This is a genomic window from Cellulomonas chitinilytica (assembly GCF_016862675.1).
Lineage (GTDB): Bacteria > Actinomycetota > Actinomycetes > Actinomycetales > Cellulomonadaceae > Cellulomonas > Cellulomonas chitinilytica.
The window spans coordinates 85514-106097 of sequence record NZ_BONK01000006.1; the positions used below are offsets into that span (position 1 = coordinate 85514).

Consider the following 20584-nt stretch of genomic DNA (forward strand, 5'->3'; position numbering starts at 1 on the left):
ACCTGATGTGCGACATCTGGGCTAGGGAATTGAGGTGTTCAGGACGGCCACGAGGCGCAAGACCGGTCTACGCAGTCAGCGGTTCGATGTCGCAGTTGTCGAGCTGGAACTCGCGCAACAGAGCGAGCATCCGCTCGGAGACGGTGAGGTCGCCGAGGTTTCCTGACCATGCGTCGTCGCGGTACGCCGCGCCGGTCAGACGCAGCCACGCCCACTCGGGAAGCGCCGGCGAGCCCGTGTCCTCGAACTGCTCGCTCCTGGTCACCGTCACCGAGTCGAAGGAAAAGCCGGTCAGGCCGGAGGACTCCAATGCCCGGCGCAGCCGGTCGGTGACGATGTAGACGGGGAACGTCGTCACCAGATCGTCACCCAGCCAGCCGTCGAACTCGTAGACGAGCCTGGACACGATCGGCGGATGGAACTCGCGATCAACGACCGTTCCGTCGCCCCAGCCGCCAGCGACCTCGGGCTCGAGCACGTAGAACTTGGACTCGCTCACGGTGCGACTGCTCCTTCGATGGCGGGGCGGAACTGTGTGCCGTACTTCGCGTCAAGGTACGTCGCGTGGTCGAGCAGGTCGTCGACGGAGGCTGTCGGGTGAGTCCGGTAGAACGAGTTCCACTCCTTGCGCAGAGCGCTCAGGTGGAGCTCCGGGTTGATGTCGCTCGGGATGCCGCGCAGGTTCTCGAGGGAGTGCATCTGCTGACGCGTCACGATGTCTGGGTAGCGGCGGAAGACCTGCTGCTCGACTGCATGGTGCACCACCACCTTGCCCTCCAACTCGGGATGGGCCTGGAAGAACGTCCCCTTGTAGTTCGCCGTCGCGGACTCTCCGAGTGTCGCGCGCGGCACCCGGGCGATCATCACCTCGGCCTCGGCCGACTTTGCCAGGGCGGACATCTCGCCCGGGCCCACAGCCATCATCGCGAGCGACGCGGTCGCGCCTGCGGCCACGGCGCCCTCGACATGCCACGGGTTCGCATCAGCCTTGCTAAGACCGAGCGCGACCGCGAGCACGTTGGGGCCGCCGATGCCGAGTTCGGCCAAGCGATTGAGGGCGTCCGCCGTCTCGGTCACGGACGCGTCGTAGGTAGCCTTCACGCTCTCGAACCGCGCCACCGCGGCCTGCTGGTCAGGCGTCAGACCTGGCTGAAGTCCGAGCTGGAACGGGGGAACGCACGCCGGAGCAGACGCCGCCTGGCGGTAGTTGTGCAAGCACTCTTCGACACGCTCTTGCGCCCAGGACACGACGCCCGCGTGAGTCGTGAGGACCGATGCGGCCTGGTCGACGACGTCGGCGCCGTAGGTCAACTTTGCTGCGAGGAGCGCCGCAGACTCCCCGTACTTGCGTGCCGTCTCACCCGACCAGGGCGTCAGGTCGATGTGGGTGACCGAGTGCGCCTTCTCGCTGAGGACTCCTCCGAGTCGACGCAGCGCGAGCGCATCGGAGAACAACGCTTCCGGTTCTCCGGGGATGATCGCCTCAGCGTGTGCCGCCGAGGCGAGAGGGCTCGGGAACGCCGTCATAGGGCGTCACCAATGCCGTTGAACCGTTCCGCCTGGTACTCGTCCATCACCTCGTAGTGCGTCGCGTTGTCACGCAACTTCTGAGCATGGTCCTGGGCTGACGCCGACGCGTTCTGGAGGCTCAGCGACCAGTGGCGCGCGAACCGGTACGCGGCTGAGATGACGGCACGCGCGCCGTACGAGGGCCGATCAAGGAGAAGCCCGGCGCGCTCGGCCGCAGAGATGTCGTCGGACAGCGAGTCGTAGAGTCGGGCGCCGGCACGGAGACGATCAGGCGAGACGTGAAAGCCGTCATCCACCCTGACGCCACGTTGCCGGATCTCGCCACCTGGGGTGACGTAGAAGTCGCCGTCCATGCCGCCTCCGTCAGTCGTTCCGAACACGTGATGGTAGGGGAGGCGCACGAGTTCGCGGCGACCGGGTCGCCCGGGATGCCGAACCGGCCCCGTGTCGCACATCAGCTGGCAGACGACTGTCCCGCATCACCCGACCGAGGACACGTGTCTGGCGAGCGTGTCTGGCGAGCGCCTCGTGAGTACTTTCCTTACTGACTCAAGGCGCGCGGCTCCGCCGCGCGCGGTCGGCCTCCCGGGCGGGGCCCCGCGCTCCGCTCGCAAGCTCGCTGCGCGCACCCCACCCGTCCAGCCGACCACACACGACGAAAGCGGCCCCGAGCCATCCCCGGAACCGCTGCTACCCACCGCCGACTTGCACCGTCCTGACCGCCCGGCCCCGCACCGACCGCCGATCGTCCGGCCGTCTCCGGCCCGCATCAAGGGCGCCTACGGCGTCGCTCCGCGATGGCTGCGCCACCCTTGACCCGGACCTCCGACGACCGAGGGTGCTCCGCTATCGGTCCGATGCCTCCGAATGGCTGACCTCGTTGATCCCGCCGGCACGAGATGCGACTCTCCGTCCGTGACGACAGGCAAAGCTGCCAGGACGGGTTTCTGGCACCAGGTCGGCGGGCCGTTCCGAGCCATCGGCCGCGCCGTTGCCCGCAGGTGGACCGTCTTCGACACCATCGACCTGACCGTCGCCGTCGGACGAGGCATCGCCTGGGTGTTCCGCGCGCTCGGCCGAGCGATCTCCGACCGGTACTGACACCCACCCCGTACCCACATTTGGCCTCCAGTTTCCAACCCGAGCGCGACGGACAACGTGTAACGCATTACACGGCCAAACAACACGTACTCCCAGGTCAGCGCCACCTCGTCACCTCCCGTCGACCCCATCAAACTCGAGCCCATCAACCCCACCGCTACCGCCACTCGACAGCCCGAACCCTGGACCAGGGTCCGGGCTGTCGACGTTCCGGGCACCACGCCGCACCCGGCACGTGCCCCACGTCCGGGCGTATCAGGCCGAACGACACGGTCCTCCTTGCCGGTGGCGCCGCGTGCGGTGCGCGGTGCCACCGTGACCGGGAGGCACGCTGTGAGCACCACGGACGACCCGAGCGAGGACGCCGGGCGCATCCCTGAGGGACCGGCCCCGAGCAGCGACGACGTCCGGGCGGCGACACCCGCGCCGCCGCCCCCGGTCGGCCCGCCCGGGATGGGCGCGGAGGACTGGCGCGGCGGTCGAGGAGCGCCGGGCTGGTCGGGTCCCGGGTACGGGCAGCCCGACCGGTCGTCGAGCCGGAGGTCCTTGCTCCTCGGGGTCGCGGCGGGTGCGGGCGGGGTCGTCGTGCTGGGGGCGCTCGCGTTCGCGCTGTGGCCGGACGGTGCGCCCGACGCGGGCGCCGCGGCGCAGCCCGCCGCTGTGACGAGCTCGGCGCCGGCTCCCGCGAGCCCGTCTCCAACGGCCGCGCCGACGACCCCGACGGTCGCGGTGGTGGACCGGGTCCTGCCGGCGACGCAGGTGTGGACCGCGATGGGTGTCTCGTGCGTGACGGGGGACGTGCTGAGCATCGCGGTGGCCGGGTCGGTGTCGCACGACCAGACGCTCGCGGGGACGGTCGGGCCGACGGGGCTGCTGGACCCGGGCTTCCACAAGTTCAACGTCGAGGGGTTCCCGGACGCGCACACGATGACGGTCATCGGCAGCCTCGGCCAGGACCCGGGCACGTTCTTCGTCGTGGGGGAGGGGGCCACGTACGTCTGCCCGCACGACGGTGAGCTGAACCTCGGTGTGAACGACCGTGGGGTGCAGAACAACAGCGGGGCGTTCCTGGCGACGATCACGCTCACGCACGGCTGACCGTCAGCCGCTGCCCGACCATCCCGACCAGCGGCGGACGGAAGCCCACACCACCGGGCCGGTCGGCGGGAGGGCACGGTACTGCGGGTACCGCCCGACGAGCGCCGCGACGGCCGCCTCATGCTGCGGACCGCCAGCGACGACGACCGCGTCCGCGTCGGCCCGCACCCACCACAGGGCGGACCAGTCGTCGTCGTACCGGTCGACGAGGAACGCGACCTGCGGGTTGTCGGCGATGTTCCGCAGGCGGCGCAGGTCGGTGGTCCGTTTGGGCTTGTGGTCGACGGCGTGGACGACGACGTCGTCGTCGAGCAGCGCGAACGTCACGGGGACGAGGTGCGGTTCACCGCCCGCCCCGGTGGTCGCGAGGACGGCACGGCGGGCGTCGGCGAACAGGTGCCGGCACGAGGCGGGGTCCACGTCAGCCGACGGTGACGACGGTGCCGGCGGGTGCCTGCCAGACGAGGTCGAGCACGTCGTCGCCGACGCGGACGCACCCGTTCGACACCTCGCCGGTGCCGCGCAGGGTCGTGGTGTGGATCGCGGTCACGGCGGTGCCGGTGGGCTTGTCGTAGTGATCGATCGACTCGCTCTGCGTGGACAGCGGCAGGACGCGCGGGGTCGTCGTGCCGGGTTCGAGCCAGCGGACGCCGAGCAGGAACGAGAGCCCGGCGGGGGTGGGGGTCGCGGCGCTGCCGGTGGCCTTGACGGGGAACTGCTGGGTGCCGGCGGGGCTCGTGACGGTGATCGTCTGGCCCGCGGTGTCGACGTGGACGCTCCAGTCGGTGCCGGCCGGTGTGGTGTCGGCGGCGTGGATCCATGCGGTGCGGCCGTTGACCTGGGCGCGGTCCTCGGAGGGGAGCGCGCCGCGGGTCGCGACGAGCACGCGCAGCCAGCCGTCGTGCTCGTCGAGCACGGGCAGGGTCGTCGCCTCGCCGAGGGTGGTCGTCGGGACGACGCCGACGGGGGTGCCCTCGGGCCGGTCGTAGGCGGCGGCGGGTTGCGAGACCACCGCGGTCTGCCAGACGCCGAGCGACGGGTCCGCGTTGCGCCGGGGGGACAGGCCGTCCGTGCCGGGCAGGCCGGCGACGACGTGCAGCGGGTCGACGACCGGCAGGGTGCTGAGGTCCGGGGGCGGGGCGGGGACCGCGGCCTTCTCGACCGTGACGGGCGCGTGCACGACGACGGCCGCGGGAGGCTCGACCGGTCCGGCGCACGCACCGAGCACGGCTGCGGCGACCACGACCGCGCCCGTGAGCCACCTGCGTCGCACCCGTGCACCCCCCGTCGTCCCGACCACAGTCCCGAGGACTGTCCCGACCACTGTCCCGACCATCGTGCGCCAGCCGGGGACGGATGCCCAGGTCTGTCCACCTGAGAGCGTCCTGAGGGGTCCGGGTCGGCGGCGGCGGACGTCGCTAGCGTCGACCCGCATGGGGGTGCCGTCGACGTGGGGTGCGCGGCCGGACGAGGTCGCGCGGCGGTACCCGTGCGACGAGGCGATGCCCGGCGCACCGGCGCGGTGGCTGCGCGCGGTGGACGTCGACGCGCCGGCGTCCGTCGTGTGGCCCTGGCTCTGCCAGCTGCGGCTGGCGCCGTACAGCTACGACCTGGTGGACAACGGCGGCCGGCGCAGCCCCCGGCTGCGTGACCCGCGCTGCGAGGCGCTGGAGATCGGGCAGCGGTTCATGCGGATCTTCGTGCTCGACGCGTTCTCGCCCGGCCAGGAGCTGACGGTCCGGATCGACGACCCGCGGGCGCTGCGGCTGTTCGGGGAGGTGGTCGTCACCTATCGGGTGGACGACGAGCCGGGCGGCCGGTCGCGGCTCGTCGCCGCGCTGCGGGCCGACGACGCGGGGCGGCGGTGGGGGCCGTGGCGGCGACGGGTCCTCGTGTGGGGTGACCTCGTGATGATGCGCAAGCAGCTGCGCACGCTCGCCGCGCTCGCCGCGCGCTGAACGCCACCCGAACGGCCGACCGTCGGTGTTCGTTCGTCCGGCAGGTGGCGTCGGCGGGGTACCTTCTGCCGACTTGAGGTGCGCGAGGCGGAGCGGGACCTTCACGACGAGCTGGCGACGGCGTCCGGACACGAACGGCAGGAGCAGAGGACCATGCGCGGACCGACCCGGGCGGAGGTGCTCTGACATGGCGTGCCTGTTCTGCGAGATCGTCGCCGGCCGGATCGAGGCGTCCGTCGTCCACAGCGACGACCTCGTCATCGCGATCATGGATCTCCACCCGGTCAGCCCGGGTCACGTCCTCGTCATCCCCCGGAAGCACTCGGAGGCGATCACCGACCTCCCGCGGGCCGAGATGGCCCGTGTCGCGGAGGTGGCGGGGACGCTCGCCCGGGCCGTCAGGGGGGCCTTCCCCGAGACGGAGGGGATCAACCTCCTCATGTCGGAGGGCGCGGCGGCGGCCCAGTCGGTGTTCCACTCCCACATGCACGTGATCCCGCGGGTGACCGGTGACGGGATGCAGCTCTCCTCGCCCGCCCGCGCGGTGTCGCGAGCCGAGCTCGACGCCGCGTCGGACGCGGTCCGGCGTGGCCTGCCCGGTGAGTGATCCCGCGGGTCTGCCCGCCGACCAGATCGTCGAGTCGTTCCCGCACAGGCCTCGTCGGGCCGAGCAACCGGTGGACATGGAGACAGCGGGGGCCGCGACCCGCTGACGGGGGGTTGTCAGTGGGCCGCGGTGTCGGTGGCTGGAGCACCTCTTCCGCACATTCCTCGCATAGCGGGCGCCGTGCAAGACGGCGCGCCGATCGTCTCATCCGAGGTGGGCCCGCACGGCGGCGGCCGTCGCCGCGGCGTCGCCGGGCATCCCGACGAGGTTCGACGAGCACCGCCGGACCATCCACCGCAGGCCCATGAACCACAGCCCGGCCAGCGGGGACGCGCCCGAGGTGTGCCGCGGGACGCCGCCGTCGAGCAGCTCGTCGGGCAGCCAGCGGTGGCTGCCGCCCATGCCGGTGCACCAGACGACCGTCGTCACGCCCTCGGCGCGCAGGTCGAGCTCGTCGACGTCCCGGACGGGGTAGTCGAACGGCTCGTCGGGCGCGTCGGGCGGCGAGTCGAGCCCCAGCCGCTCGATCGCCCGGTCGGCCATCGAGCGGGCCCGTTCGGCGAACGCCTCGGCGAACGCGACGCAGTCGCCGACGGAGCGGTCCACGTGCAGGCGGCCGTCGGCGGCGCCCGTGACGCGCCCGACGAGCTCGACGCCGTCGACCGCGAGCCGGCGCAGGTCGAGGTCGTGGTCGCCGCCCGGCGGGAGCAGCGGGTTCGGCATGCGCGTCATCGCCGGGTCGGGGAGGTCCTCGGGCCGCTGGTCGAAGAACCCGGCCTCCCGGAGCCACTCGATCATCGGCCGCCCGCGGTACGGGGTCGGCAGCCGCCCGACCGGTGAGGCGGACAGCAGCACCCGCCGGCCGTCGGACACGAGGTCCTCGACGACCTGCGCCCCGGTCTGGCCGCTGCCGACGACGAGCACCGCACCCGCGGGCAGCGCGCCGGGGGAGCGATAGGACGCGCCAGTCAGCTGGGTCGTCCGGCGCGGCAGCGCCTGGGCCGCCGGAGGGAGGCGCGGGACGTTCTCGGAGCCCGTCGCCACGACCACGGAGCGGGTCCGGACGGGGCCGTCGGACGTCGTCAGGACGAGCTCGCCGTCGTGAGGCGCCAGGCCCGTGACGTCGACGCCCGCGCGCACCGGGCACCGCCCGGCCACCGTGTCGAGGTGCCGGACGACGTCGTCCCGGCCGGTGTACTCGTCGTCCGGCAGCGGGCCGAGCAGCTGGTTCATCGAGCCGGGCGTGTTCAGCCGGAACGAGTCCCACCGGTGCGCGCGCCACGACTCCCCGACCCGGTCGCGCTCCAGCACGACGTGGTCGACGCCCTCCTCGGCGAGGGCCGCGCTCGCGGCCAGCCCGGCGGGGCCGGCGCCGACGACGACGCAGTCGACGGTGCCCATCGCGGTCACCTCCGTGACCAGGGTCCACCCGCGCGCGCAGTGCGTCGAGGGGTGTCAAGACCTGCGCGGCCAAGAATTGGTGACACGTGACACCTCGATTCCATTGCCGGGCCGGTGCCGCGCGTGTCATGGTGTGGGAGCGCGTCCACAGGCGGGCGCAGCGCAGGCCGGGACGGACCACCGCAGCGATCGTCCCCGAGTGAAGGAAACCGCATGTCGTCGCAGACACTGACGTCCGCTTCCACCCCTCCGGACGCCGAGGAGCCGGCCGCGCAGGTCGCCGTCCCGGTGAGCGGACCCGTGGACCTCGACGGGCGCCGGTTCTACCGGATCACCGCGTACGACGAGCTGCCGCCGTTCTTCATGACGCTCATCGGTGCGAGCGACCTGTGGCTGTTCATCTCGAGCACCGGCGGGCTCACGGCCGGCCGTGAGGAGTCGGACCGGGCGCTGTTCCCGTACACGACGGAGGACAAGGTCGCGCAGGGCGCCGGACGCACCGGCGGGCTGACGCTGCTGCGCGTGTCCGCGCCCGACGGGAGCACCCGGTTCTGGCAGCCGTTCGCCGAGCGTCGACCGGGCGACCCCGACGTCGAGCGCAACCTCTACAAGGACTTCCTCGGCACCACCCTCGTGTTCGAGGAGTCGCGCCCCGACCTCGGGCTGCGCGTGCGGGTGTCCTGGCAGACGAGCGCGCGGTACGGGGTCGTGCGCGGCGTCGAGCTCACGTCGGCGACGGACCGCACGGTCGCCGTCGAGCTGCTCGACGGGTTCGTCGACCTGCTGCCGTCCGGCGTCACCGCGCAGACGCAGAACGAGTTCAGCGTGCTCATCGACGCGTACAAGCGGGCCGAGGTCGACCCCGCGACGGGCCTCGGCATCCTGTACATGAACTCGTCGCTGACGGACAAGTCCGACCCGAGCGAGTCGCTCGCGGCGACCGTGTCCTGGCAGGTCGGGCTCGAGGGCGTCGAGCACCTGCTGTCCACGGGCCAGGTCGGCGCGTTCTCGGCGGGCCGTCCCGTGACCGGCGAGCGCGAGGTCCGCGGCCTGAAGGGTGCGCACCTGGTGCACACCCGGCTGACCCTCGCGGCCGGGGAGCAGCGCCGGTGGCGGTTCGTCGCCGACGTCGACCACAGCGCCGCCGACGTCGTCCGGCTCCAGGTGGAGCTCGCCGACCGGACGGAGCTCGAGGCCCGGCTGGCCGCCGACGTCGAGCGCACCCGCGAGGGCCTCGACGGGCTCGTCGCGACGGCCGACGCCGCGCAGCTCACCGGCGAGGAGCTCGCGACCGCCCACCACGGCGCGAACGTCCTGTTCAACGTCATGCGCGGCGGCCTCCCGGTCGACGGGTACACCGTGCAGACCGCCGACCTGCGCGCGTTCGTCGCCCAGCGCAGCCCGCGGACCGCCGCCCGCTGCGCCGCCGAGCTCGTCTCGTGGCCCGCCGCCGCGGACGTCGACGCGCTCGTCGAGCGGGCGCAGGCGTCCGGCGACCCGGACCTGCTGCGGCTCGTGCGCGAGTACCTGCCGCTGACGTTCAGCCGCCGGCACGGCGACCCGAGCCGCCCGTGGAACAAGTTCCGCATCGCGCTCACCGACGACAAGGGCAACCCCCGCGTCGACTTCCAGGGCAACTGGCGGGACATCTTCCAGAACTGGGAGGCCCTCGCCTGGTCGTTCCCGGAGTACGTCGAGTCGATGGTCGCCGTGTTCCTCGACGCCACGACGGCCGACGGCTACAACCCGTACCGGATCTCGCGGTCCGGCATCGACTGGGAGGTGCCCGAGCCGTCGAACCCGTGGGCGAACATCGGCTACTGGAGCGACCACCAGATCATCTACCTCGTCAAGCTCCTCGAGGCGTCGCACCGGTTCCACCCCGGCCGGCTCGAAGGGCTCGTCGACAGCGCCGTGTTCACGCACGCCGACGTCCCGTACCGCATCGCGTCGTACGCCGACACGCTCGTCGACCCGATCGAGACCATCACGTTCGACCTCGAGGCCGAGGAGCGCGTCGAGCGCCGTCTGGCGACCGAGGGCGCGGACGGCCGCCTCGTGCACGGGTTCGACGGCGACCTCGTCCGGGTGACGCTGGGGGAGAAGCTGCTGCTGCTGATCCTCGCGAAGGTCGTCAACCTCGTGCCCGACGGCGGCATCTGGATGAACACCCAGCGCCCCGAGTGGAACGACGCGAACAACGCGCTCGTCGGCAAGGGCGTCTCCGTCGTCACGCTCGCGTACCTGCGTCGTGCGCTCACCCTCGCCCGAGACCTGCTGGCCGACGACCTCACCGTCACGACCGAGCTGTCCGGGCTGCTCACCGACGTGTACGCGGCGCTCGAGGCGCACGTCGGGACGGTCGACGGCGGGTTCGACGACCTCGGCCGTCGCCGCGTGATGGACGCGCTCGGCGCCGCGGGCACCGACTACCGGACGCGCGTCTACGCCGGGTTCGACGGCCGCCGCACCACGGTCGACGCCGCCTCCGTGAAGGCGTTCCTCGACGTCGCGCAGCGGTACGTCGACGCCGCCCTGCGGGCCAACCGCCGCGAGGACGGGCTGTACCACTCGTACAACCTGCTCGACCTGCGCGACGGCCGGGCCGTGGTCGGCCGGCTGCAGGAGATGATCGAGGGCCAGGTCGCGGTGCTGTCCGCGGGCGTCCTGAGCCCGGCCGAGGCGCTCGACCTGGTCGGGGCCGTGCGGCGCAGCCGCCTCTACCGCGCCGACCAGCACAGCTACACGCTGTACCCCGACAAGGAGCTGCCGAGCTTCCTGGAGCGCAACCGGATCACCGCCGAGCAGGCCGCGGCGTGCCCGCTCGTCGACGAGCTCGTGCAGGCCGGCGACACCTCGCTCGTGCTGCGCGACGTGCGCGGCGTGCACCGGTTCGCGCCCGGGCTGCACAACGCCCGCGACGTCGAGGCGGCGCTCGACGCGCTGCCCGACGCCCCGTCGCCGGCCGGGCGGGCCGCGCTGCTCGACGTGTTCGAGCAGGTGTTCCACCACGCCGAGTTCACCGGCCGGTCCGGGTCGTTCTTCGCGTACGAGGGGCTCGGCAGCATCTACTGGCACATGGTGTCGAAGCTGCTGCTCGCGATCCAGGAGAACGTCGAGCGTGCCGTCGCGGACGGTGCCGACCCCGCCGTCGTCGCCGGCCTGGTGGACGCCTACGAGGACGTCCGTCTGGGCCTCGGGTACTGCAAGACCCCCGAGGTGTACGGCGCGTTCCCCGTGGACCCGTACTCGCACACCCCGGCCGGCCGCGGCGCCCGCCAGCCCGGCATGACCGGACAGGTCAAGGAGGAGGTCCTCACCCGGCTCGGCGAGCTCGGCCTGCGGGTCGAGGCCGGGCGCGTCGTGGTGCGGCCCGTGCTGCTGCGGGCGACCGAGTGGACGGCCGAGCCGGACGTGTTCCGGTACCTCGACGTCGCGCAGCGGCCGCAGACGATCGCGCTGGCGGCCGGGTCGCTCGCGTTCACGTTCTGCCAGGTGCCGGTCGTGTACAGCCGTGGCGGTGCGGCGTCGGTCGTGGCGGTCCTGGCCGACGGCTCGCGGGTCGCCGGTGTCGACGGGGCGCTCGACGCGGACGTCTCCCAGAAGGTGTTCCGGCGGACCGGCGAGGTCGTGCGGATCGAGGTGGAGCTGCCCGCCTGACGGATGACGGACGAATGACTGACGGTGCGGTGCGGCGGGTCGGGCAGGGGGCGGCCCGCCGCTCGCACGGTCAGGCGCGGGCTCACCCGCTCGTCGTCCCGACCGTGTGGCGGGCGTCCCCGTGGTGCTCGGCCGGGCGCCCCCGACCACACGAGGACGCCGTCCGTCCGGACGCCGGGCGGGAGCCCGAAGGCTTCCGCGTAGAGACGGTCGAGCGTGAGGAAGCGCTCGATGGCGGTGTATCCGGAGTCGACGCAGCCGGCGTCGGGCACGTCGGCGATCCTGCCATTCGAGCAGGCCGTCTCACCATACGAACTGCGTTTTGACCTGCGGCGTCGTCCTGCGTTTAATTCCGACTAACAAGGTCAAGATTTCCAGCGCGAAGCCCCGGCTTGCTGGACGGCAACCCTCCCGCGCGGCGGGGTGCCCCGGGTGAGGACCTGGTCGTGGACGGACGGTGACGCCCGGACCACGGCAAGCGACGCGGACCGCGCCGGCACTGCCGGTGCACGAGAAGGGACGGAACATGAGCGCACACCGCTCCGTGAGCAGCACTCGCACGCTCACGTGTCCGTCCTGTTGTCGCCGCTGACCTGATCAGCGCGCCGGCCTCCCCGCCGGCCCCCGCGACGCCGCGCCCACCCGCAGCGGCGTCCCTCCGCGCACCCCGTGCGCCCCCTCAGCGACCTCACGCACCGGAACGGACCCTTGCCGTGCCCATCCCCCGACACGTCCACCTCGGCATCGACCTCAGCGACACCGGAGCCCGCGCCGCCGCCTGGCGCGACCACGGTTCCCAGGCCCAGCGCCTCTTCGACCTCGACAAGCTCACCGAGCACGTCGCCGTCGCCGAGCGCGGCGCCCTCGACTTCGTCGTGTTCGACGAGTCGTTCGCGCTGCACCCCAGCCGCAACACGACCCTGCAGGGCCGCCTCGACCCCGCGCTCGTCGCCGCCCGGCTCGCCCCCCGCACCGTCGGGATCGGCCTCGTCGCCCAGCTCGACGCGAGCCTGACCGAGCCCGGGCACGTCGCGCAGGCCGTCGCGACCATCGACCGCGCGAGCGGCGGCCGCGCCGCCTGGCAGGTCGGCGGCGGTGCCCTCGACGGGCGGACGGTCGACGCCGTCGAGAACACGTGGGACGCACCCGCCGCCCGCGAGCTCCCGCGGCCCGTCGACCGTCGGGACCCCCGGTTCGTCGAGGTCGACGGCGTGCACTTCGCCGCCCCGCAGCCGGTGCGCGCGTCGCGGTCGCCGCAGGGCCGCCCGCCCGTCGTCGTCCGGCTCGACACGACCGGCAGCGCGGTCGGGCACGACCTGGGAGCCGACGCGCACGACGTCGACGTCGCCGGGCGCACCGCCGACGTGGTCCGGATCCGGGTCGACGACCGTGCCACCGCGGCCGAGCTGCGCACGCAGGTGCGCGACGCCGCGGCACGGCACGGCCGCGACCCCGACGCCGTGCGGGTCCTCGTCGACGCGTTCCTGCTGCTCGGCCCCGACGCCGCGAGCGCGCAGGCCCGCCTCGACCTGCTCACCGAGCTCGGCGACGTGCAGCCGACCGCCGGGTCGCTCGTCGCGCTCGGCACCGCCGTGGACGTCGCGTCGCTGGTCACCGAGTGGTTCGCGCTCGAGGCCGCCGACGGGTTCACGTTCCGGCCCGCGTCCGTGCACACCGACCTGCCCGGCCTGGTCGACGCCGTCGTGCCGCGGCTGCGCGGCGCCGGGGTGTTCCGCGACCGGTACCCCCGGACGGCCACGCTGCGCGGCACCCTCGGGATCGCCCGCCCCCCGCGCCGTACGGCCGCGCGAACCGTCGCGGCCGGGGCGCGGGTCGCCACCGGGGCCGGGCGCTCGGCGGCCGCCCGATGAGCGGGACGTCCGCCGTCGTCGCGGGCGCCCGGTTCCGGTCCGTGCCGCAGCACCACCCGAGCGTGCGCCCGATGCTTGACGAGCTCGCCGTCGAGTACGCCACCCGGTACGCGGACGAGTTCAAGATCGCCGAGCTGCGCGCGGAGCTCGGGCGGTACCCCGCCCACGAGTTCGCCCCGCCGCGCGGCGAGCTCGTCCTGCTCATCGAGGGTGGCGGGGCCGTCGCCGGCGGCGCGTTCCGCCGTCGGAGCGAGCCCGAGGTCGGCGACATCGCCCTGTCCACCCGTCCCGGCGGGCGCGACGACCGCGGCGTCCCCGCCGTGCCGACCGCGGAGCTCAAGCGGATCTGGACCCACTCGGCGCACCGCCGCCGCGGGCTCGCGCGGCGCGTGCTCGCCGAGCTCGAGCGCCGCGCGCTCGCCGCCGGCTACCCGCGGATCTACCTCACCACCGGCCCGCGGCAGCCCGAGGCGGCCGCGCTGTACGTCGCCACCGGCTACACGCCGCTGTTCGACGCCACCGCCGACCTCGAGCAGCTCGGTCACCTGCCGTTCGAGAAGTGGCTCGTCCCCCACGTCCTGCCGACAGAGAGCTGACCGCCGTGTCCACCGTCTCCCTGCACCACGAGGAGCCCCGCCTGCTGGTCGGCGAGGCCCCGAGCCGCCCGACCACCGACGAACCGCGGGTCATCGGCGCACGCCACCCCGGCCGGTGGGTCGCCACCGTCGTCGTCGCCGTGCTCCTCGCGATGGTCCTCAACTCGCTCGTCACGAACCCCAAGTGGGAGTGGAGCGTCGTCTGGCAGTACCTGACGTGGCCGTCCGTGCTCGAAGGGCTGTGGGGCACCCTGCGCCTCACCGCAGTCGCCGCGTTCATCGGCTTCGGCCTCGGCACCGTGCTGGCCCTCATGCGGCTGTCCCGGTCGCCGCTGCTGCGCGGCGTCTCGTGGCTGTACACCTGGGTGTTCCGGTCGGTGCCGCTGATCCTGCAGCTGCTGCTCTGGTACAACCTCGCCTACCTCTACCCGCAGATCACGCTCGGCATCCCGTTCGGCCCGTCGTTCACCGGGTTCGACACGCTCGACGTCATCGACAAGTTCGGCGCCGCGATCCTCGGCCTCGGGCTGTCGCAGGCGGCGTACTCCGCCGAGATCGTGCGCGCCGGCATCCTCGGCGTCGACCAGGGCCAGCACGAGGCCGCCGCCGCGCTCGGCCTGCCGCGGTCCGTGCAGCAGCGGCGGATCATCCTGCCGCAGGCCATGCGGACGATCGTGCCGACGGCCGTGAACGAGATCATCGGCCTGGTCAAGGGCACGTCGGTCGTCTACGTGCTCGCCTACAGCGAGCTGTTCTACATCGTCGGCGTGATCTACGGCCGCAACCAGCGGGTCGTCCCGCTGCTCGTCGTCGCGGGCATCTGGTACCTCGTCATCACGACCGTGCTGACCGTCATCCAGTTCTACGTGGAGCGGCACTACGCGAAGGGGGCGCTGCGACAGCTCCCGCCGACGCCGCTGCAGCGGGCCCGCTGGGGGCTCGGCGTCGCCTGGTCCCGGATCACCGGGGCACCGCTCCCGTCCGACCTGCCGCCCGGGTACGGGTCGCGGTCGCTCGCGGCCCGCGGCGTGCTCACCCGGACCCGTCGCACCGAGATCGGGGGCGTGGCATGAGCGCCGGGCTGGTCGAGGTCCGTGGCGTCCACAAGGCGTACGGCACGCTCGAGGTGCTCGACGGGATCGACCTGGTGGTCAAGCCCGGCGAGGTCACCGTGATCCTCGGGCCGTCCGGCTCCGGGAAGTCGACCCTGCTGCGGGCGATCAACCACCTGGAGAAGGTGGACCGCGGGTTCATCGAGGTCGACGGCGAGCTCATCGGGTACCGCACCCGCTCCGACGGCGCTCTGCAGGAGCTCAAGGAGAAGGAGATCCTGCGCCAGCGCACCCGCATCGGGTTCGTGTTCCAGAACTTCAACCTCTTCCCGCACCTCACGGCCCTCGAGAACGTCGTCGAGGCACCCGTCTCCGCGCAGGGCCGGCCCCGCGCCGAGGTCGAGGCGGAGGCCCGTGAGCTGCTGGAACGCGTCGGGCTCGGCGACAAGATCGACGCCTACCCGCGCCAGCTGTCCGGCGGGCAGCAGCAGCGGGTCGCGATCGCCCGGGCGCTCGCCGTCAAGCCGTCGGTCGTGCTGTTCGACGAGCCGACGTCCGCGCTCGACCCCGAGCTGGTCGGCGAGGTGCTCGACGTGATCCGCGACCTCGCGGCCACCGGCACGACCCTCGTCGTCGTCACCCACGAGATCGGCTTCGCACGCGAGGTCGCCACGACCGTCGTCTTCATGGACGGCGGGCGGATCGTCGAGCAGGGCAGCCCCGCCCAGGTGCTCGACGACCCGCAGCAGGAACGCACCCGCGCGTTCCTCGACAAGGTCCTCTGACCGTCCCCCCACCCCCACCGAGAGAAGCGAGAACTCCCCGTGAACGTCCCCTTCCGACGCGCCAGGCTCCTCACCGCGATCGCGGTCGTGCCCCTGCTGGCGCTCGCCGCGTGCGCCGGATCGAGCGCCGACGACGACCCCGCCGCCGACAGCACCCCGAGCAAGGCCGCAGGCCTGGAGATCAGCACCAGCCCCGACCAGGACCGGATCCACACCACGGTCGCGGACGACGCCGTCGCCCTCCTGCCGGCCGACGTCAAGGCGTCGGGCGTCTTCAAGGTCGCGACGACGGCCGGTGCGGCGCCGCCGCTCGGGTTCCTCGCGGACGACGAGAAGACGCCGATCGGCAACGAGACCGACATCGCCCAGCTCGTCGCCGACGCGCTCGGCCTCAAGCTCGAGCTCGAGCAGAAGGCGTGGGCCGACTGGCCGCTCGCGCTGCAGTCGGGCGACGTCGACGCCGTCATCTCGAACGTCACCGTGACCGAGGAGCGCAAGGAGCTCTACGACTTCTCGTCGTACCGCAACGACCAGCTCGGCTGGATCACGTCGGCGAGCAGCAAGGTCAAGGAGATCAAGGAGCCCAAGGACATCGCGGGCCTCACGGTCGGCGTCAGCTCCGGGACCAACCAGGAGAAGATCCTGCTGGCCTGGAACGAGCAGAACATCAAGGACGGCCTCGACCCCATCAAGGGCGGTGAGCCCGAGTACTACGAGGCCTACTCCGACGTGCTCCTCGCCGTGCAGTCCGGCCGCCTCGACACCTACGTCGGCCCGAACGCGAGCCTCGCGTACAGCGCGGCGACGGCGCCCGACCAGTTCAAGGTCGTCGGCACCCTCAACGGCGGCTGGCCGCTGACGGCGCAGATCGCCGTGGCCACGCTCAAGGGGTCCGACCTCGCCCCCGCGGTGACGGCCGCCCTGCAGCACGCGTTCGACGACGGCACGTACGCCGACGTCCTGGCGCGCTGGGGCCTGACGGCCGAGGCCATCGAGAAGCCCGAGACGAACCCGCCGGGGCTCCCCAAGACCGAGTGACCCGACCGGTCGCTCGCGGTGGTCGGCCGGGGTCGGGGGACACCCGGCCGACCACCAGTTCTCTTTCCCGTCGTCCCCTTGGAGGAGCCCGTGCAGGTCGTGGACCACGTCGTCGTCGGCGGCGGTGTCATGGGCTCGGCGGCGGCCTGGCAGCTCGCGGCCCGCGGGCGTGACGTGCTGCTGCTCGAACGCTTCGAGCCCGGGCACGTCCGCGGCGCCTCCCACGGGGCGTCCCGCATCTACCGGACCACGTACGACCGGCCCGAGTACGTGGACCTCGCCCTCGAGGCGCTCGACCTGTGGCGCTCGCTCGACGACCCGTCCGTCCTCACCCTCAACGGAGGCGTGAGCCACGGCGTCCGGCACGAGGGGGTCGCCGCGTCGTTCGCCGCCCGCGGCGTGCCGCACGAGTGGCTCACGCCCGCCGCCGCGGGGGAGCGCTGGCCGGGTCTGCGCTTCGAAGGGTCCGTGCTGCACGAGACGTCGACCGCCGGACGGCTGCACGCCGACCGGGCCGTCGCCGCGCTGCAGGGGTCCGCACGGTCGCACGGTGCCGACGTCCGGCACGAGGTCCAGGTGCACCGGGTCGTCGCCGACGGGTCCGGTGTCCTGCTCGAGACGTCGACCGGTGACGTCCGGGCGCGGTCGGTCGTCGTCGCCGTCGGGGCGTGGACCGCGGGGCTCGTCGGGCCGCTGCTCGGCGTCGACCTCGCACCCGCGCTCGTCGTGACCCAGGAGCAGCCTGCGCACTTCGCGGTGCTGCCCGGTGCGCCCGACGAGGACGCGTGGCCGTCGTTCACCCACCAGCCCCTCGGCACCTACCCGTGGCCGAGCGGCACTTACGGGCTCGCGACGCCCGGTGAGGGCATCAAGGTGGGGTTCCACGGCGTCGGGCCCGTGACCGACCCCGACCGCCGGTCGTTCACCCCCGAGCCCGGGCAGCTCGCGGAGCTGCAGCGGTACGCCGAGCTCTGGCTGCCCGGTGTCGACCCGTCCGCCCCCGCGCCGATCTCGTGCACCTACACGACGACGCCGGACAGCGACTTCGTCCTCGACCGGCGCGGACCCGTGGTCGTGGCCGCCGGGTTCTCCGGGCACGGGTTCAAGTTCGCACCCGCGATCGGCCGGGTGCTCGCGGACCTGGCGTCCGAGCCCGTCGACGCGCCCGCTCGCGCCGCCGACCCCGCCTTCGCGCTGGCCCGTCTCGCCGGCGCGCGCCCGACGGGTGGCGGTGCGGCCGGCGCCCGTCCTGCCGGCGCCCGTCCTGCCGGCGCCGCCGTGCGGCCCGTCGCGTCCGACCGTCCCCCCGTCAGCACCGTCAGCACCGTCAGCACCGTCCCCCAGGAGATCCGATGACCGACCCCCGTCCCGTCCCGCTGTCCGTGCTCGACCTGGCCCCGGTGCGGGCCGGCGGCACGGGCGCGGAGGCGCTGCGTGACGCCGTCGCCCGTGCCCAGCTCGTCGAGCGGCTGGGGTACCACCGCGTCTGGTTCGCCGAGCACCACCTGGCCCCGGGGGTCGCGTCGGCGGCGCCGGGGGTGCTCGCGGCGCTCGTCGCGTCGGCCACGTCGACCATCCGGGTCGGGTCCGCGGCGGTGCTGCTCGGGTCGACGAGCCCGGTGGTCGCCGCCGAGCAGTTCGGGACGGTGGTGGCCCTGCACCCCGGGCGCGTGGACCTCGGCCTGGGGCGGGCGTCGTTCCCGCCGCCGTCCGTCGCGGGCGGCGCCGACGCGCCCGCGCCCCGCCGCCCGCGGTCCGAGCCGACACCCGAGCGGGTCGTCGACGGGCTGCTCGTCCCGGCGACGCCCCCGGTGTCGTTCGGGGAGGGGCCGCTGCTCGAGCGGATCCTCGCCCAGCACCGTTTCGTCGGGGCCGGTCGTACGCCGGGCGGGTTCGCGGCCGAGCTCTCGACCGTGCTCGACGTGGTCCGCGGCACCGCCCGGACGGACGCCGACCGAGCCGTGTCGGTCCCCGCCGCGCAGGGTGCGGACCTTGCCCTGTGGGTCCTCGCGTCCAGCGGCGGCGAGAGCGCCCGGGTGGCCGGGGAGCTCGGGCTGCCGCTCGGGGCGAACTACCACGTGAGCCCGTCGACGGTGCTGGAGACGGTCGAGCAGTACCGCGCGGCGTTCCGCCCGGGAGTCCTCGACGAGCCGTACGTGGTGGTCTCGGCCGACGTGCTCGCCGCCGACACCGCCGCACGCGCGCATGAGCTCGCGGACCCGTTCGCCGAGTGGGTCCTGTCGATCCGCCGCGGCGAGGGCGCGATCCCGTACCCGGCGCCGGGCACGACGACCCGGTGGGAGGACCGCCCGGCGGCCGAGCGGGACCTGGTGCGCGACCGCGTCGACACCCGCTTCGTCGGGACGCCCGACGAAGTCGCCTCCGGCCTGTCCATCCTGGCCCGTGTCACCGGCGCCGACGAGCTCCTGCTCACCACCATCACCCACGACCCGGCGGACACGGCGCGCTCCTACGAGCTCGTCGCCGCCACCTGGCCGGCCACCGCCACCCCCGCCCTCACCCCCACCCTGGCGACCGCCTCGGCCTGACCCCGCCGCCGGCCTCCCGGCAGCTCGAGCCCGTCACTTCGGGGTGAGAACGGCACTTCAGAGTGCCGTTCTCACCCCGAACTGCCGTTCTCACCAGCGGCGACGGCCTGCGGCGCCGGGAGGGGCGGGGAGCGGGGACGACGAACGCCCCCGGCCCGTGAGGGGCCGGGGGCGTTCGCCGTCGGGCGGGGTCAGATCGAGTAGTCGTCGCCGATCTGGTGGTACGTGCGGTCGTGGTAGACGAGCGGCGTCACGTCGTGGGTCCCGTGGGACAGCGCCCGCACGGAGATGAGGTACGACCCCCCGACGGGCGTGCGCTGCACGACCCGCCCCCGCACCCACGACACGGCCCCGTCGATCACGGGCTCGCCGGTGGGCAGCGCGGACCAGCCGCCGGCGGCGAACCGGTCGATGCCGTGCGTCGCGAACCGGGCGGACACGTCGTCCTGCGACCCGGACAGGAAGCTGATCGCGAGCGTCCGGGCCCGGGACACCGCGGGCCAGGACGACGACGTCGACGCGAGCGAGAACGCGAGCAGCGGCGGTTCGGCCGACACGGAGATGACGGACGTCGCCGTGAACCCGACGAGCCGCACGGGGTGCTCGGCCCCCTCGAACGAGTCGAGGCCCGGCTCCTGCGCGTCGTCGACGAGCGCGACCACCGCGACACCCGCGGGGTGCCGGCGGAACACCTCCTTGTACTCGTCGGGCGTGAGCTGCTGCTCGTCCTGCTGTGCGAGGTCGGCGTCGAGGGCGCGCAGGATCTCGGCGGTCACCGGAGCACCTCCGCGAGGGTCGCGACGCCGCCGAGGGAGCGGCGCAGCGGCTCGGCGGCCCGGTCGAGCCAGCGGTCGACGGCGGGGTCGAGGTCGGCCAGGTCCGCCTCCGTGACGGTGAACGACCGGGCGGGCACGGTCGCGCCGAGCTCCACGAGCAGGGGGCGCAGGTGCACCTCGCCGACGAGCGCGTGCGCGGGGTTGCCGGACACCACGACGGGCACCGCCGTGACACCCGCGAGGCCGTCCGGGCCGTAGGCGTCGAGGAACGACTTGAGCAGCCCGGTGTACGACGCCTTGTAGACGGGCGTCGCGACGAGCAGCACGTCCGCGGCGGCGACGAGCCGGAGCGCCTCGTCGACCGCGGGCCGCTCGGCCGCGAAGAGCTGCGGCGCGAGGTCGGCGAGGTCGACGGTCGCGAACGGCACGGGCTCGTCGAGCGGGACGGGGGCGAGCGCGGGACCCAGCCGCTGCGCGAGGTGCTCGGCGGCGGCGCGGGTGCGCGACCCGGGTCGGGGGTTGCCGACCAGCGCCACGACGGACGGATGGGGGTGGACCACGG

20 protein-coding genes and 1 riboswitch are annotated in these 20584 nt (G+C 73.5%); of the genes, 12 read left to right on the forward strand and 8 right to left on the reverse strand.

The genetic code is table 11. The annotated features are described in order from the left end of the window. Positions 1-67: 67 nt before the first annotated feature. The 3 genes from Cch01nite_RS10025 to Cch01nite_RS10035 are packed head-to-tail and all read right to left on the reverse strand — an operon-like array spanning position 68 to position 1883. Entirely contained in the window at positions 68-499 is a 432-nt protein-coding gene (locus Cch01nite_RS10025) for a hypothetical protein (protein ID WP_203752519.1), read from the reverse strand. Further along, positions 496-1527 carry a putative T7SS-secreted protein gene (locus Cch01nite_RS10030; protein WP_203752522.1) on the reverse strand — a complete coding sequence of 344 codons (1032 nt, stop codon included), beginning with the start codon at positions 1525-1527 and terminating at the stop codon, positions 496-498. Before Cch01nite_RS10030 ends, Cch01nite_RS10025 begins: the two co-directional genes overlap by 4 nt. Continuing rightward, positions 1524-1883, reverse strand: a complete 360-nt coding sequence (locus Cch01nite_RS10035; protein ID WP_203752525.1) for a hypothetical protein — start codon at positions 1881-1883, stop codon at positions 1524-1526. The genes Cch01nite_RS10030 and Cch01nite_RS10035 overlap by 4 nt, the downstream gene beginning before the upstream one ends. Positions 1884-2445: 562 nt before the next feature. Between Cch01nite_RS10035 and Cch01nite_RS10040 the strand changes: the two genes are divergently transcribed. Further along, positions 2446-2631: a hypothetical protein gene (locus Cch01nite_RS10040; protein WP_203752528.1), complete on the forward strand. Its 186-nt coding sequence runs from the start codon at positions 2446-2448 to the stop codon at positions 2629-2631. A gap of 333 nt (positions 2632-2964) precedes the next feature. Next, entirely contained in the window at positions 2965-3729 is a 765-nt protein-coding gene (locus Cch01nite_RS10045) for a hypothetical protein (RefSeq protein ID WP_203752531.1), read from the forward strand. A 3-nt stretch (positions 3730-3732) separates the two neighbouring features. On the opposite strand, the gene Cch01nite_RS10050 is transcribed toward Cch01nite_RS10045, so the two are convergent. Together Cch01nite_RS10050 and Cch01nite_RS10055 are read right to left on the reverse strand one after the other, a co-directional pair. After that, entirely contained in the window at positions 3733-4149 is a 417-nt protein-coding gene (locus Cch01nite_RS10050) for a TIGR03668 family PPOX class F420-dependent oxidoreductase (RefSeq protein WP_203752554.1), read from the reverse strand. A gap of 1 nt (position 4150) precedes the next feature. Further along, positions 4151-5002 (reverse strand): L,D-transpeptidase family protein, encoded by an 852-nt coding sequence (locus Cch01nite_RS10055; RefSeq protein ID WP_203752557.1) that lies wholly within the window; start codon positions 5000-5002, stop codon positions 4151-4153. Between the two features lie 160 nt (positions 5003-5162). Between Cch01nite_RS10055 and Cch01nite_RS10060 the strand changes: the two genes are divergently transcribed. Further along, positions 5163-5687, forward strand: a complete 525-nt coding sequence (locus Cch01nite_RS10060) for an SRPBCC family protein (protein WP_203752560.1) — start codon at positions 5163-5165, stop codon at positions 5685-5687. A 187-nt stretch (positions 5688-5874) separates the two neighbouring features. After that, a complete protein-coding gene (locus tag Cch01nite_RS10065; RefSeq protein ID WP_203752563.1) occupies positions 5875-6294 on the forward strand; it encodes an HIT family protein in 420 nt (139 codons plus the stop codon). A 204-nt stretch (positions 6295-6498) separates the two neighbouring features. Here Cch01nite_RS10065 and Cch01nite_RS10070 read toward each other — a convergent pair whose 3' ends face one another. Further along, complete coding sequence (locus Cch01nite_RS10070; protein ID WP_203752566.1) at positions 6499-7695, reverse strand: NAD(P)-binding domain-containing protein; 1197 nt, start codon at positions 7693-7695, stop codon at positions 6499-6501. Positions 7696-7908: 213 nt separating this feature from the next. Here Cch01nite_RS10070 and Cch01nite_RS10075 point away from each other — a divergent pair, with 213 nt between their 5' ends. From Cch01nite_RS10075 to Cch01nite_RS10110, 8 genes are all read left to right on the forward strand, one after another. Beyond that, positions 7909-11355 carry a 1,3-beta-D-glucan phosphorylase, GH149 family gene (locus tag Cch01nite_RS10075; protein ID WP_203752569.1) on the forward strand — a complete coding sequence of 1149 codons (3447 nt, stop codon included), beginning with the start codon at positions 7909-7911 and terminating at the stop codon, positions 11353-11355. Positions 11356-11718: 363 nt separating this feature from the next. Continuing rightward, positions 11719-11842, forward strand: a riboswitch (SAM riboswitch). 226 nt (positions 11843-12068) lie between these two features. Continuing rightward, positions 12069-13226 (forward strand): LLM class flavin-dependent oxidoreductase, encoded by a 1158-nt coding sequence (locus Cch01nite_RS10080; protein ID WP_203752573.1) that lies wholly within the window; start codon positions 12069-12071, stop codon positions 13224-13226. Further along, positions 13223-13822 carry a GNAT family N-acetyltransferase gene (locus Cch01nite_RS10085; protein ID WP_203752575.1) on the forward strand — a complete coding sequence of 200 codons (600 nt, stop codon included), beginning with the start codon at positions 13223-13225 and terminating at the stop codon, positions 13820-13822. The genes Cch01nite_RS10080 and Cch01nite_RS10085 overlap by 4 nt, the downstream gene beginning before the upstream one ends. Before the next feature lie 5 nt (positions 13823-13827). Further along, the gene (locus tag Cch01nite_RS10090; RefSeq protein ID WP_373309919.1) at positions 13828-14895 is read left to right on the forward strand and encodes an amino acid ABC transporter permease; all 1068 of its coding nucleotides are present in this window, start codon (positions 13828-13830) and stop codon (positions 14893-14895) included. Further along, positions 14892-15659 (forward strand): amino acid ABC transporter ATP-binding protein, encoded by a 768-nt coding sequence (locus Cch01nite_RS10095; protein ID WP_275407189.1) that lies wholly within the window; start codon positions 14892-14894, stop codon positions 15657-15659. Before Cch01nite_RS10090 ends, Cch01nite_RS10095 begins: the two co-directional genes overlap by 4 nt. 39 nt (positions 15660-15698) lie before the next feature. Next, positions 15699-16697: an ABC transporter substrate-binding protein gene (locus Cch01nite_RS10100; RefSeq protein WP_203752578.1), complete on the forward strand. Its 999-nt coding sequence runs from the start codon at positions 15699-15701 to the stop codon at positions 16695-16697. Between the two features lie 78 nt (positions 16698-16775). Beyond that, complete coding sequence (locus Cch01nite_RS10105) at positions 16776-18053, forward strand: FAD-dependent oxidoreductase (protein ID WP_275407190.1); 1278 nt, start codon at positions 16776-16778, stop codon at positions 18051-18053. Further along, positions 18050-19246 (forward strand): LLM class flavin-dependent oxidoreductase, encoded by a 1197-nt coding sequence (locus tag Cch01nite_RS10110; protein ID WP_203752581.1) that lies wholly within the window; start codon positions 18050-18052, stop codon positions 19244-19246. The genes Cch01nite_RS10105 and Cch01nite_RS10110 overlap by 4 nt, the downstream gene beginning before the upstream one ends. Positions 19247-19437: 191 nt before the next feature. On the opposite strand, the gene Cch01nite_RS10115 is transcribed toward Cch01nite_RS10110, so the two are convergent. Next, on the reverse strand, positions 19438-20022 hold the full coding sequence (locus Cch01nite_RS10115; RefSeq protein WP_203752585.1) for a flavin reductase family protein: 585 nt from the start codon (positions 20020-20022) through the stop codon (positions 19438-19440). Then, positions 20019-20582: an NADPH-dependent FMN reductase gene (locus tag Cch01nite_RS10120; RefSeq protein WP_203752587.1), complete on the reverse strand. Its 564-nt coding sequence runs from the start codon at positions 20580-20582 to the stop codon at positions 20019-20021. The genes Cch01nite_RS10115 and Cch01nite_RS10120 overlap by 4 nt, the downstream gene beginning before the upstream one ends. Positions 20583-20584: the final 2 nt, after the last annotated feature.

Excerpts from the sequence above, each read along its gene's own strand:
- Cch01nite_RS10030 (WP_203752522.1), bottom strand. The coding sequence starts at position 1,527 with ATGACGGCGTTCCCGAGCCCTCTCGCCTCGGCGGCACACGCTGAGGCG.
- Cch01nite_RS10035 (WP_203752525.1), bottom strand. The coding sequence starts at position 1,883 with ATGGACGGCGACTTCTACGTCACCCCAGGTGGCGAGATCCGGCAACGT.
- Cch01nite_RS10060 (WP_203752560.1), top strand. The coding sequence starts at position 5,163 with ATGGGGGTGCCGTCGACGTGGGGTGCGCGGCCGGACGAGGTCGCGCGG.
- Cch01nite_RS10065 (WP_203752563.1), top strand. The coding sequence starts at position 5,875 with ATGGCGTGCCTGTTCTGCGAGATCGTCGCCGGCCGGATCGAGGCGTCC.
- Cch01nite_RS10070 (WP_203752566.1), bottom strand. The coding sequence starts at position 7,695 with ATGGGCACCGTCGACTGCGTCGTCGTCGGCGCCGGCCCCGCCGGGCTG.
- Cch01nite_RS10075 (WP_203752569.1), top strand. The coding sequence starts at position 7,909 with ATGTCGTCGCAGACACTGACGTCCGCTTCCACCCCTCCGGACGCCGAG.
- Cch01nite_RS10085 (WP_203752575.1), top strand. The coding sequence starts at position 13,223 with ATGAGCGGGACGTCCGCCGTCGTCGCGGGCGCCCGGTTCCGGTCCGTG.
- Cch01nite_RS10095 (WP_275407189.1), top strand. The coding sequence starts at position 14,892 with ATGAGCGCCGGGCTGGTCGAGGTCCGTGGCGTCCACAAGGCGTACGGC.
- Cch01nite_RS10110 (WP_203752581.1), top strand. The coding sequence starts at position 18,050 with ATGACCGACCCCCGTCCCGTCCCGCTGTCCGTGCTCGACCTGGCCCCG.